This is a genomic window from Mycolicibacterium vaccae NBRC 14118 = CIP 105934, assembly GCF_001552715.1.
GTDB lineage: Bacteria > Actinomycetota > Actinomycetes > Mycobacteriales > Mycobacteriaceae > Mycobacterium > Mycobacterium vaccae.
In genome coordinates, this window is sequence record NZ_BCRS01000174.1 from 1 (window position 1) to 12,141 (window position 12,141).

Here is a 12,141-nt window from a genome sequence, read left to right on the forward strand (position 1 = left end):
CTCGCTCCGGCCCCGCTCGCTCCGGCCCCGCCCGCTCCGGCGCCGGTCGCGCCCCCCGCTCCGGTCGCGCCTTAGTTCGCCCTGTCGAGCCGGGCAGGCACATGCTTGTGCCACGGCGTCCCGGCGTAGGCGTCGCGCCACGACGCTGACGTCAGCGCGTTCGGCGCAACCCCGGGAAGCTGCGTCCCACCGGCACCGTCGGCGAAGTCCAGGCCGTAGCCGTTCGGCAGCGACGCATGCCCCGCCAGCATCGCGTCGCTCACCTCGACGGTGGCCTCCGCACTGCCCGCGGCGGTGGTGATCCGGGCCCGGTCACCGTCTCCGAGCCCGAGTGCGGCCGCGTCCTCGATGCTGATCCGCAGCGCACCGTCGGCGTCGCGCCTGCGCCAGGCCGGGTCGCGGATGATGTCGTTGGCGGTGTAGGCGCGACGTTCTCCGGCCGACAGCACGATCGGATACTCCGCCGAGGTCAGCGCGGCCGGGGCCGTGGCCAGCGACCGCACGTCGGCGAGCAGCTCCGGGATGTCCACCGCGATCCTGCGGTCCGGGTGCGTGATCAGGGTGAAGGCGTCCTCGTACTCGTGCACGGTGAAGGTCACCCCCGAGCGGCTCCGCAGGATCGCGTCGAACAGCGCGTTGCCGTCGGCGTGGCCGGCGCGGCGCACCGCCGCCGGATACGTCATCGCGGCCTTCTGGGCCAGACCCCACAGCGCCGCCGCACCGCCGCACCCGTCGGGCAGCGTAGGACCGAGCGTCTCGTACAGCACGAACGGCAGTACCCTGCCCAGCCGCGGGTTGGCGGCCACAGCCGACAGGAACGCCTCGGTGAACGGCGCGAGGCCCTGCTCCGCGGCGCGGCGCAGCGGAGCGAGTTCCGCGTCGTCGACGACGTCGAGCGCGCGCATCAGGCGTGCCCAGATCTCGGGTTCGGGCAGGGTTCCGGGCATCGGATCCATCAGCGGGTGCCGCAAGTGGAAGGTGTTGTGCGGGAACTCGAGGTTGAAGAACGTGGCCTCGACCTTCTCGAACTGCGTCGCCGCCGGGAGCACGTAGTGCGCCAGCCGCGCGGTCTCGGTCATGGTCACGTCGATGACGACCATCAGCTCGAGCTCGCCCATCGCCCGGGTGATCGCGGCCGAGTCGGCGACCGAGTGCGCCGGGTTACTGCTCTCGACGATCATCGCGCGGAAGCGGTCCGGATGCTCGGTCAGGATCTCCTCGGCGATCACGTTGCTCGGCATCAGGCCGCCGATGATCGGCGCGCCCGTCACCGGGGTCCGGCCCACCCCGCCCGCCCGGAACAGCGGCGCGAACGACGAATGCAGATGCTGCCCACCGGGTTTGGCGAAACTCCCGGTCAAGATCCACAGCATCTTGTTCAGGTACGAGGACAGGGTGCTGTGCGGTGACTGCTGCACGCCGAGGTCCTCGAAGACCGCGACGCTGCCCGCCGCGGCGATGCGCCGCGCGGCCGCGCGCAGCAGGTCCTCGTCGACGCCGCACCTGCCGGCGTAGTCCGCGACGGGCACCTCGGCGAGCACGTTGCGCACCGCCTCGGTGCCGGTGACGTGGTCGGCGAGAAAGGCCTCGTCACACAGGTTCTCCTGCACCAGCACCCCGGCCAGCGCGGCCAGGCACCACGCATCGGTCCCGGGCCGCACCCGCAGGTGGAAGTCGGCCATCGCCGCGGTGTCGGTGACCACCGGATCGATCACGATCATCGAACGGGCCGGGTCCTTGGCGATCTCGTTGAGCACCACGCGGGCCCGCGGGAAACTGTGCGACATCCAGGGGTTCTTGCCGACGAACACCGACACCTCGGCGTGCTCGAACTCGCCGCGGGTGTGCCCGCCGTAGAACTGGGCGTCGACCCAGTGTTCTCCGGTCTTCTCCTGAGCCAGCGCATTGGACCGGTAGTGCGAGCCCAGCGCCTTGAGGAACGCCCCGCTGTAGGCACCGCCCAGGTGATTGCCCTGCCCACCGCCGCCGTAATAGAGGATCGTGTCGCCGCCGTGGGTGTCGGCGATCGCCCGGAAGCCCGCGGCGATCTCCGAAATCGCGGTCTCCCAGTCGATTTCCTCGTACGACCCGTCCGGCCTGCGCCGCATCGGTGCGGTCAGCCGGTTGCGGTTGTTCTGATAGTGGTCCAGCCGCAGCGCCTTGTTGCAGGTGTAGCCGCGGGAGGCGGGATGGTTCTTGTCACCCCGGATGCGCGCGAGGGTGCGGTCCTCGACCTGCACCACGATGCCGCAGTTGCACTCACAGAGAATGCACGCGGTGGGCTGCCATTCACCGGCCACCGCCCGGCTCACTTCCGGCCGGCGGTCTGCGCGCCGATCAGCTGCCGCAGCTGGTCGGCGACCAGGTCCAGCGGCTGCAGGTCGCGTGACGCGCGCGCGACGACGATGGCACCCTCGAACGAGGTGAGCACCAGCATCGCCAGGGCCGTCGCGTTCTCGGCGGGGACACCGTCGTCGAGTAGCCGCTGGGCGATCACCTCCCGCCAGCGCGCGAACGCCGCGGCGGCACGCTCGATCACCGGAGCGGACTGGTCGGGCTTGTCCGGATCACCGGATTCGACGGCGACCGCGACCACCGGACATCCGGCGCGGAAGTCGCTGTCCTGCAACTGTTTGGCGTATCCGGCGAAGAGCCGGTCCAGAGCCTCCAGCGTCGAGGGCGCCTCCGCGAGCCGCTCGGCCATGAACTCGCCGGCGTAGTCGACGGCCTCGCACAGCAGTTGCGTGCGGCCGCCGGGGAAATAGTGGTAGGCCGAACCGCGGGGGGCGCCGCTGTGGGCGAGCACGTCGGCGATGGCCGTCGGGTGCGCACCGCGCTCCCGGATCAGCAGCGCGGTGGAGATGACCATCCGCTCACGAGGAGTCGTCACAGAACAGCCCCTTTCTCTGGCTATGTATGCAACTCTACATAACCGAGAGGGGGCTGCCCGGTGAAATCGCTACACGCTCGCGGCCTCGTTGAGTTCGTTGAGCGTGTTGGTGGCCTCCAGGTACTCCTGCACCCAGCGCTCGATGACCGCTGAGGTCTTCTCGACCTTGGTGAACTGGCCGACGACCTGGCCGATCGGATTGAACGCGACGTCGACGGTCTCGTTCGGATACTTGTGCGTCGCGGCCACCGCCATCCCGGACACCATGTACTGCAGCGGCATTCCCAGCGGCTTCGGGTTTTCCGGGTTCTCCCAAGCCTCGGTCCAGTCGTTGCGCAACATGCGCGCCGGCTTACCGGTGAACGACCGGCTGCGGACGGTGTCGCGGCTGGAGGCCTTCGCGTACGCGGCGTGCTGGACGGGGGTGTTCTCCGATTCCTCGACCATCACCCACTGCGAGCCGGTCCAGGCGCCTTGGGCGCCGAGCGCCAGCGCCGCGGCGATCTGCTGGCCACTGCCGATGCCGCCGGCTGCCAGGACCGGAACCGGTGCCACCTCCTTGACGACCTGGGGCCACAGCACGATCGAGCCAACCTCGCCGCTGTGCCCACCGGCCTCGCCGCCCTGCGCGATGATGATGTCCACTCCGGCATCGGCGTGCTTGCGCGCCTGCGAGGGGGAGCCGCACAGCGCGGCAACCTTGCGGCCTTCGGCGTGGATGTGCTCGATCATGTCCTTGGGCGGGGTGCCCAGCGCGTTGGCGATCAGCGTCATCTTCGGGTGCTGCAGCGCGACCTCGACCTGCGGGGTGGCGGTCGCTTCGGTCCAGCCCAGCAGCTGCAGCGCGTTGTCGTCACTGTCGTCGGTCGGCACCCCGTGGTCGGCCAGGATCTTCTTGGCGAAGTCCAGGTGCTCCTGCGGCACCAGTGCGTTGAGCGTGGATTTCAGCTCGTCGGCGGACATGTTGGCGTCCATGCCCTCGTACTTGTTCGGAATCACGATGTCCACGCCGTACGGGTGGTCGCCGATGTTCTCGTCGATCCAGTTCAGTTCGATCTCGAGCTGCTCGGGGGTGAAGCCCACCGCGCCCAGCACACCGAACCCGCCGGCCTTGCTGACTGCGACGACCACGTCACGGCAGTGGGTGAAGGCGAAGATCGGGAACTCGATACCCAATTCGTCGCACAGGGGAGTATGCATAGTCCGCTCCTGGTGGGCTCATGACGGTGAAAAGCAGAAAACTGAAACGTGTTCTACTTTAGTACACCGCGCAGTCCGCCCGCGGGCCCTTTCCCCGGCGTGCTGACCCGCAGCACCGGCCAGCCGCGCTGTGCGGCCACCGCGGCCAGCTCCCGCCGGGGGTTCACCGGCCGCGGACGACCCACCAGTGACATCAGTGCGATGTCCTCGTTGCCGTCGGCGTAGAAGTAGCTGCGCTGCAGGTCGACGCCGGCGGTGGCGCTGAACCGCTCGACGGCCGCGGCCTTCTGCTTACCCCAGATCACCGGCCGGGCGATCCTGCCGGTCAGCAGGCCCTGCTCGTCGAGCTCGAAGTGGTTGCATAGCACGTGCCCGATCTCCAGGTAGCGGGCGACCGGTTCGGCGTGGATGGTCAGCGCCGACGAGCTGAGCACCACGGTGTGCCCGAGCTGCTGGTGGGCCAGCACGATCTCACGCATCACGGGGAACAGGCGCGACCTCACCCGCTCGGCGAACAACCGGTCGCCGACGGCGTCGAGGTCGGCCAGCGACTCGCCCCTCAGGTAGCCGGCCGCGCGCTCGAGCAGTTTGCCGAAGTTCACCCGGCCGATCTTGTAGCGCATCGCGGCTTCGATGACGCCGGTGACCTCGCCGATCCGGGCCTGACGGCGCCGGATGCGGTCCCCGGCGTGGGCGGTGGCGGTGAAGCCGTCCACCAGCGTGCCGTCCAGGTCGAAGAACGCGCCGACCTGCGGACCTGACGGCCCGGCGGCGATGTCGGCGAGCGGATCGACCGCGGTCGCGGGGTCGGCGGTCACATTGCGCTCCTCATATCACGGCTCGCGCGGGGGGCTGACAAGCCATGCTACGGGCGTCGCGGGTCCTCCTGGTTTAATCTGTGCCCTGGTCGCTGCCGCAGACGGCCACGGTAGTTTGGTCATGCCGGGTTGAGACGCAGCCTGTGTGAGTAGCACTATGTGCCCTCGCATAGTGCGGCGAGCGGCCTTGATATGGAAGGTGAACCTTGGACGAGCAAGCAGCCGAAGGCACGGGCGCCGCAAGCGCGTCGAACTGTGTCGTCACGCAGCGGTGGGTCGATCGGACGGCCGTCGTCGGAGTGTCCGGGGTTGTCGACATGCTCACGTCACCGCAGCTGGAGACGGCCATCGACACCGCCCTCGGCCAGCAGCCCACCGCGGTGGTGATCGATTTCACCGACGTCGAGTTCCTGGCCTCGGCCGGGATGGGCGTGCTGGTCGCCGCCCACGACAAGGCGGGCGACGATGTGACGATCAGCGTGGTGGCCGACGGCCCAGCGACGAGTCGTCCGCTCAAGCTCGTCGGCATCGCCGACATCGTCCGGCTCTACCCGAATCTCGACGAGGCGCTCGCGGCGCGCGACACCTAGGAAGTCCGCTTAGAAAATCGTCTGAGGGGTAGCCACCGACTGCCATGATCGATTCCATGCCTCCAGCTGAGGTAGCCAACGCCGAACGCTTCGAGCGGATCGGGCTCGAAGCTGACGCAGGCGCGGTCGCTCGGGTACGTCAGGACTTCTCCCAGTGGTTGAAGCGCTTCTTCGTCTTGGACGAAATCCGCACCAGCGACATGGTGCTGGCGATCAACGAAGGCCTGGCGAACGCGGCGGAATTCGCGTACCTGCAGACCGAGCAGCCCGGCACCATCGACATCCAGGCCGTGTACGACGAGCGCGCAGGGACGCTGACGGTCTGCATCTACGACCGGGGCGTGTGGCGTCAGCGCCAGATCGACCCCGCACCCCGCACCCGGGGCCGCGGCATCCCGTTGATGGAGACACTGTCGGACTGCGCGACGATCGAACCGTCCACCAGCGGCACCACCGTCCGACTGGAATGGCGCGGCGTCAACCGGATCTGATCACCCGGCCCGGTAGGTGCCCCCGCCCGTCACCAGCGGCAGATCGAGGGTGCTGCGGATGCCGGGAGCAGCCGCGACGACATCCGGTATCGCGTTGACGATCCGCGCCGCCGCGGCCAGGATCGCCGCGTAATTGTGGTCGCCGTTGCGGCTCGTCGGGCAGATGTCCATCACGTAGGACGGTTCGCCGGTGATCTCGACCCGGTAGGAGCCGCCCCCCTGAGCCGGCTGCGCCCAATCCGGCCGCAGGTCCCCGCGCAGCCGGGTGATGTGCTCGACGACGATCGCGGGCCGACCGCCCACCATGCCCTCGATGAGGAACCGGACGGCCGCGACAGTGCCTTTCCTGATCGTGCCGACCGCAACGTCGAAATCCTCGGGCGCCGGCTCCTGCTCGACCGAATCCCTGATCTCGTCGACCTCGACCCCGAGACCGGCGGCGAGCTGGCGGATGCCCACACCCCATGCCGCACTGAGCATCCCGGGCTGATAGAGGAACGGCAGATCACCGATCTCGTTCCCGAACCCCATCACGTCGAACATGACGGTCGCACCGTCATAGGTGGCGTAGTCGGCGATCTCCATCGTGCGGATCTGACTGATGCTCTGGCAGGTGCTCGCCAGCGCCAGCGGCAGCAGATCGGTGACGAAACCGGGGTCGACGCCGGTGATGAACAAGCTCGCGTTGCCTTGCCGCGCCGCATCTTCCACCCGGTCGATGGCGCGCTCGGGGATGACGCCCCACGGGTACTGCAGCGACACGGGGGAGGAGCCCACGACGTTGATGCCCGCTTCGAGCAGAGCCCGGACGTCGGCCAGCGCCTCCCTGGTTCGCACGTCCCCCATCGCGCAGTACACCGCGCAGTCCGGTTTGGCCGCGACGATGGCGCCCAGGTCGTCGACGGCGGTCACGCCGGTGGTCACGTCCAGCCCGGCGAGCTCACCGGCGTCCCTGCCCACCTTCGCCTCCGACGACACCCACACGCCGGTGAGGTCGAATCGCTCGTCCTCGATGAGCTGGCGCAGCGCCAGGCTGCCGCAGTTACCCGTGCCGATCAGTGCCACGCGAATCGCCATGGCCAGCAGTATGCGGGCCCGGCGAGCAAATAGGAACAGGTTCTAATTTGTGTACACCGGTGCGGTAGCCTGTCGCCCCATGGGACGCGTGGACGGAAAAGTGGCACTCATCAGCGGAGGGGCGCAGGGCATGGGCGCCGCGGACGCGCGGGCGCTGATCGCCGAGGGCGCCAAGGTGGTGATCGGCGACATCCTCGACGAGAAGGGCCGCGCGCTGGCCGACGAGATCAACGCCGAGACCCCGGACTCGATCCGCTACGTGCACCTCGACGTGACCCAGGCCGACCAGTGGGAGGCCGCGGTCGCGACCGCGATCGACGCGTTCGGCACGCTCAACGTCCTCGTCAACAACGCGGGCACGGTGGCACTCGGCCAGATCGGCCAGTTCGACATGGCCAAGTGGCAGAAGGTGATCGACGTCAACCTGACCGGGACCTTCCTCGGCATGCAGCACTCGGTGGAGGCCATGAAGGCCGCAGGCGGCGGTTCGATCATCAACATCTCCTCGATCGAGGGACTGCGCGGCGCCGTCATGGTGCACCCGTACGTCGCGTCGAAGTGGGCGGTGCGCGGCCTGACCAAATCGGCCGCCCTGGAACTCGGCGCGCACAACATCCGGGTGAACTCGGTGCACCCCGGTTTCATCCGCACCCCGATGACCAAACACTTCCCGGACAACATGCTGCGCATCCCGCTGGGCCGGCCGGGTCAGCCCGAGGAGGTCGCCACTTTCATCGTGTTCCTGGCCAGCGACGAGTCGCGGTACTCCACCGGCGCCGAGTACGTGATGGACGGCGGCCTGACCAACGACGTCCCACACAAGTAGCCGCCGCCGGTCCGTCCCCGCGCCTGCGTAAGGTCGTCTCTCGTGAGCGCACGCGCCGGCATCGTGGTGACCGGAACCGAGGTCCTGACCGGACGCGTCCAGGACCGTAACGGCCCTTGGCTGGCCGACCGGCTCCTCGAGCTCGGCGTGGAGTTGGGCCACATCACCTTGTGCGGCGACCGGCCCGCCGACATCGAGGCGCAACTGGAGTTCCTGGGGGCCCAGGGTGTGGATCTGATCATCACCAGCGGGGGTCTCGGGCCGACCGCCGACGACATGACCGTGGAGGTCGTGTCCCGGTTCTGCGGACGCGACGTGGTACTCGACGCCGGGCTGGAAGCCAAGATCGGCGACATCGTGACGGGCATGATGGCGCGTTTCCCCGGCGTCGACGCCGAAGCGGTGCTGGCTGCCAACCGCAAGCAGGCCCTCGTCCCGGCCGGCGCGGAGGTCCTGGACCCGGTGGGCACCGCGCCGGGACTCGTCGTTCCCGGCACGCCGACCGTCGTGGTGCTGCCCGGCCCGCCCCGCGAACTGCAACCGATGTGGCAGGCGGCGGTGGCCACCTCGGCGGTGCAGTCCGCGATCGCCGGCCGCACCCGGTACCAGCAGCAGACGATCAGGATGTTCGGGCTGCCCGAGTCAGGGCTGGCCGACACGTTGCGGGAAGCCGAGAAGACCGTCGCGGGCTTCGACCGGCTGGAGATCACCACCTGCCTTCGACGGGGCGAGCTGGAGATCGTGACCCGATTCGAACCGCAGGACGCCCCGGCCTACGCCGAGCTGGTAGCGGCGCTGCGTGCGCGGCACGGCCGCGAGATGTTCTCCGAGGACGGCGCTTTCGTCGACGACCAGGTCGCTGGACTGCTGGCCGGGCGCAGCGTCGCGACTGCCGAATCCTGCACCGCGGGACTGCTGGCAGCCCGGCTGACCGAGCGGCCCGGCTCGTCGGCGTACGTCGCCGGCGGCGTGGTGGCCTACTCGAACGACGCCAAGACCGAACTGCTCGGGGTGGACGCCACGCTCATCGAGCAGCACGGCGCGGTGTCGGAGCCGGTGGCCGAGGCGATGGCTGCCGGGGCGCTCCGCCGGTTCGGTTGCGACACCGCGATCGCGATCACCGGGATCGCCGGACCCGGCGGCGGCACACCGGCCAAGCCGGTCGGCACGGTGTGCTTCTCGGTGGCGCTGGCCGACGGCGCCCCGATCACCAGGACGACGCGGCTGCCGGGGGACCGGTCGGATGTCCGCGAACGCTCGACGACCGTGGCGATGCATCTGCTCCGGAGGGCCCTGTCCGGTGACGGCTAGGGTGGTCGCACGGGAACGACTTTCCGGACGTCCAGAACACATGGAGGACTCACCGATGGTTGACACCGACGAGCGGCAGGCGGTTTCGGAGCTCGCCGAGCAGGCCGGTTGGCATCACCGCGTCACCGACCGCAGCGACTACTTCGACAAGGGCGTGGTCCGGGTCCACATCGTCTGGCAGGGCGACGCCGCGATCAGCGGCGGCACGCTGTACCACGAAGACATGTTGCAGACCTACAGCAAGGATCTGCCGACGGTGCGCGGCTGGCTGAAGCGGTAGTGGCGGGTCAGCGCGTCGCCTCGTAGTCGTCCCACAGGTCGCTCATGGTCTGCATGATCTCCTCGGCCTCGCCGAGCCCGCCGAGATGGGACTCGCCGGGCAGCGGACGGAACTCGGCATCGGGCAACAGCGCCACGACGTGCTCGCCGTGGGCGAACGGCACGATGTGGTCGCAGTCGCCGTGCCACCAGCGCACCGGCACCTTGACCTCGTCGAGCCGGAAGCCCCAGTCCCGGGCGAACACCACCACGTCGGCGAACGGGGCCGCCAGCTGACGGCGGCTGCCGTTGAGCAGATCGTCGAGGAACATCGCCTTGAACTCCGGACGCGCCAGCAGCCTGCGGTCGCCTTCGGGAGAGATGCTCGCGTACAGGTAGAGGATCGGCTCGGCGACGGGTTTGATCAGCCGGATCAGCCCGGTGGCGACGAAGCTCAGCGGCGCACCGACGTGTTCGAGCACCGGAGCGACCGGCAGACCGACGGTGCCCATGATGCCGCCGCCGATGCCGTCGGGCCCCTGGGTCGGGGCGACGCCGCCGAGCACGCCGACCGCGACCACCCGGTCCGGCATCGCCGCGGCGCAGCCCAGCGTGTACGGGCCGCCGCCGGAGAGTCCGATGATCTCCATCTTGTCGATGCCGAGGGTGTCGGCGACGGTGCGCAGATCGGCGGCGAAATCGATGACCCGGTGGTATTCGTGCGGGGTCGACGAGCCGATCCCCGGCCGGTCGACGCCGATGAGCCGGATACCGTGCGTCTCGGCGAACACCCGCGCCTCGACCGGGATCTGTCTGCGCGCACCGGGTGTGCCGTGCAGCCAGAAGATCGCCCGGCCCTGCGGATCACCAAACTCCGCGAAACCGAGTTGGCGGTCGGCGCCGACGAGGACCTTGCCTTCGAGCTTGGGACGCGCAATGTCGACAGCCATGCGCGAAAGTGTCGCACGCCTCAGTCGGCGCCTTGAGTGGCTCGGTCGAACAAGTAGGAACCGATGGTGATCAGCCGGTCGTCGGCGCCTTCGTCGTGCATGGTCACCCGTACCGCGGTGCGGCCGCCGGCGCCGGGCAGCGGTTCGGTCTCCACCCGGAACGGTCCCGCCTTGCCGCGCGCGACGAACATGACGTGGGAGGCGACCCCGTGCAGGTGCGTGGTGCCGGTCAGCGCGGCGGCGCGGTGGATCGCCGCGGTCTCCAACACCACGAACTGGGGGCCGATGTGCAGCGCCGCGTCGGGGGAGGCCACGTCGGGCGCGAGTTCGGGCAGCGCCCAGCGGCCGTCGGTGCGCAGCCGGGCCCCGAAGACCTCCCACAGCGGTGGCAGATCCGGGGAGTCCAGGATCACCATCGGGTTGGCCTCCATCTTCTGCAGGCCGGCGGGCGGGGTGCCGATGCTGATGCCCTGCCCTTCGGTCAGCGCCAGCACCCGGGCGGGATCGTCGGCATCGACGACCTTCGAGCGGCTGTATCCCATCTGCCGGCCGCGCTTGAGTTCTTCGGAGACGATCTCGATGCGGCCGACGCCGAGGCCGGGATCGAGGACCTGGCAGGAGTGGATCACCGGGTTGGGCACGGCCTCCAGGTCGGACATGTGCCCGCCCTCGGGCGAGGTGATGCCGAGCACCGCCAGCAGCAGGCCACCGGCCCCGTCGCGCATGTCCCGGCGGACGGTCACGGTGTCGTCCCGCGGACCCAGGTCCATCTGCGCGTAGCTGCGCCCGAGGTAGCGGTAGCTGAGCAGACCTCCCCAGCGCCTGCGTAGCTCCTCGGCGTACTCCTGCGGTGAATCCGCGAGTTCGCGGATGTCTCTGAGCATGTGGCCCCCAAGTCACGGTCCGCCGGCCGGCCGACCTACGGTACCGCCGGCGGGGGTCGCAGAAGACGGCTTCGGGCACCGGATGGACCGACGCGCCCCGCGCAGCCGAGCCTGGGTGAGACAATCCCCGGATGTTCCGCGCCGCACGCATCTTCCTGGCCGCTCTCACCGCCGTCACCGCCGCAGGGTTCGGGCTCGGGCCCGGCCAGGGCGGGACGGGAGTCGCACTGGCCCAACCGCACATGTCCGCAGGACCGGTCATGGCGCCGTTCAGCCAGACCTGGCGGCGATGCGATTTCAGCAAGTTCGCCTACACCGGGCCCACCTCCTACGGCAGGGTGTTCGGCCAGTTCCGGGTCGAGGGCGGCGAGTTGGTGGCCGACCTGCAGATGGCGACCGGGGCGCTGAACACGCCGTACGACGTCCGCGTGATCCAGATGCCGCGCGCGTCGGCGTCGTCCTGCAACGCCGGGGATCCCGGAGTGCTGGCGGCGACGCTGTTCACCGACGGGGCCGGATCAGGATCGGTCACCGTCCGCGGCCCGATCGCCGCCGGCACCACCGGCGTGTGGGCCTCGGTCACCCGCCCGAGCCCGTTCTCGCAGACGCCCGAGGAGTTCTACACCACCGATTTCGTCATCTCGAAGTAGTCCTATCGGACTGCAGCCCAGCGCTTTTCAGGCAGACACCACCACGGTGAGGTGGTCGCCGCGACGCTCGACCCGCATGTCGGCGCGCCGGGCCACCGCCGCCACCGCTGCGGCGTCGGCGGGCTCGGATCGGGTGGTCGCCAGCGCACGGGCCAGCCGGCCCTTGTGGGCCTTGTTGAAGTGGCTGACGGTGGGG

The 12,141-nt window shown here is 69.5% G+C and carries 13 protein-coding genes; 6 read left to right on the plus strand and 7 right to left on the minus strand.

Annotated elements, in window-relative coordinates; all coding sequences use genetic code 11:
• Positions 1 to 71: 71 nt before the first annotated feature.
• The 4 genes from MVA01S_RS25055 to MVA01S_RS25070 all read right to left on the minus strand — a co-directional run bounded on the left by MVA01S_RS25055 (position 72) and on the right by MVA01S_RS25070 (position 4,908).
• Positions 72 to 2,300, minus strand: coding sequence for a molybdopterin-dependent oxidoreductase (locus MVA01S_RS25055; RefSeq protein WP_003932372.1), 2,229 nt, complete (start codon positions 2,298 to 2,300; stop codon positions 72 to 74).
• Positions 2,301 to 2,308: 8 nt separating this feature from the next.
• Positions 2,309 to 2,890, minus strand: coding sequence for a TetR/AcrR family transcriptional regulator (locus MVA01S_RS25060; protein ID WP_040542358.1), 582 nt, complete (start codon positions 2,888 to 2,890; stop codon positions 2,309 to 2,311).
• A gap of 69 nt (positions 2,891 to 2,959) precedes the next feature.
• A complete protein-coding gene (locus MVA01S_RS25065) occupies positions 2,960 to 4,090 on the minus strand; it encodes a nitronate monooxygenase (protein ID WP_003932374.1) in 1,131 nt (376 codons plus the stop codon).
• 53 nt (positions 4,091 to 4,143) lie between these two features.
• A complete protein-coding gene (locus MVA01S_RS25070; protein ID WP_003932375.1) occupies positions 4,144 to 4,908 on the minus strand; it encodes an HAD family hydrolase in 765 nt (254 codons plus the stop codon).
• Positions 4,909 to 5,114: 206 nt separating this feature from the next.
• Between MVA01S_RS25070 and MVA01S_RS25075 the strand changes: the two genes are divergently transcribed.
• Both MVA01S_RS25075 and MVA01S_RS25080 read left to right on the plus strand, forming a co-directional pair.
• Entirely contained in the window at positions 5,115 to 5,498 is a 384-nt protein-coding gene (locus tag MVA01S_RS25075) for an STAS domain-containing protein (RefSeq protein ID WP_003932376.1), read from the plus strand.
• A gap of 56 nt (positions 5,499 to 5,554) precedes the next feature.
• Complete coding sequence (locus tag MVA01S_RS25080) at positions 5,555 to 5,989, plus strand: ATP-binding protein (protein WP_237024177.1); 435 nt, start codon at positions 5,555 to 5,557, stop codon at positions 5,987 to 5,989.
• Here the strand turns inward: MVA01S_RS25080 and MVA01S_RS25085 are convergent, their stop codons facing one another.
• Positions 5,990 to 7,066, minus strand: a complete 1,077-nt coding sequence (locus tag MVA01S_RS25085) for an NAD(P)H-dependent amine dehydrogenase family protein (protein WP_003932378.1) — start codon at positions 7,064 to 7,066, stop codon at positions 5,990 to 5,992.
• A gap of 79 nt (positions 7,067 to 7,145) precedes the next feature.
• Here MVA01S_RS25085 and MVA01S_RS25090 point away from each other — a divergent pair, with 79 nt between their 5' ends.
• The 3 genes from MVA01S_RS25090 to MVA01S_RS25100 are packed head-to-tail and all read left to right on the plus strand — an operon-like array spanning position 7,146 to position 9,483.
• Positions 7,146 to 7,892 (plus strand): glucose 1-dehydrogenase, encoded by a 747-nt coding sequence (locus MVA01S_RS25090; protein WP_003932379.1) that lies wholly within the window; start codon positions 7,146 to 7,148, stop codon positions 7,890 to 7,892.
• Positions 7,893 to 7,934: 42 nt separating this feature from the next.
• Positions 7,935 to 9,203 (plus strand): competence/damage-inducible protein A, encoded by a 1,269-nt coding sequence (locus MVA01S_RS25095; RefSeq protein WP_003932380.1) that lies wholly within the window; start codon positions 7,935 to 7,937, stop codon positions 9,201 to 9,203.
• A 55-nt stretch (positions 9,204 to 9,258) separates the two neighbouring features.
• Positions 9,259 to 9,483, plus strand: coding sequence for a hypothetical protein (locus MVA01S_RS25100; RefSeq protein ID WP_040542540.1), 225 nt, complete (start codon positions 9,259 to 9,261; stop codon positions 9,481 to 9,483).
• 7 nt (positions 9,484 to 9,490) lie between these two features.
• Here MVA01S_RS25100 and MVA01S_RS25105 read toward each other — a convergent pair whose 3' ends face one another.
• A complete protein-coding gene (locus MVA01S_RS25105) occupies positions 9,491 to 10,411 on the minus strand; it encodes an alpha/beta fold hydrolase (RefSeq protein WP_003932382.1) in 921 nt (306 codons plus the stop codon).
• A gap of 20 nt (positions 10,412 to 10,431) precedes the next feature.
• On the minus strand, positions 10,432 to 11,295 hold the full coding sequence (locus MVA01S_RS25110) for a hypothetical protein (RefSeq protein WP_003932383.1): 864 nt from the start codon (positions 11,293 to 11,295) through the stop codon (positions 10,432 to 10,434).
• 131 nt (positions 11,296 to 11,426) lie between these two features.
• Between MVA01S_RS25110 and MVA01S_RS25115 the strand changes: the two genes are divergently transcribed.
• Complete coding sequence (locus tag MVA01S_RS25115; RefSeq protein ID WP_003932384.1) at positions 11,427 to 11,945, plus strand: hypothetical protein; 519 nt, start codon at positions 11,427 to 11,429, stop codon at positions 11,943 to 11,945.
• Positions 11,946 to 12,141: the final 196 nt, after the last annotated feature.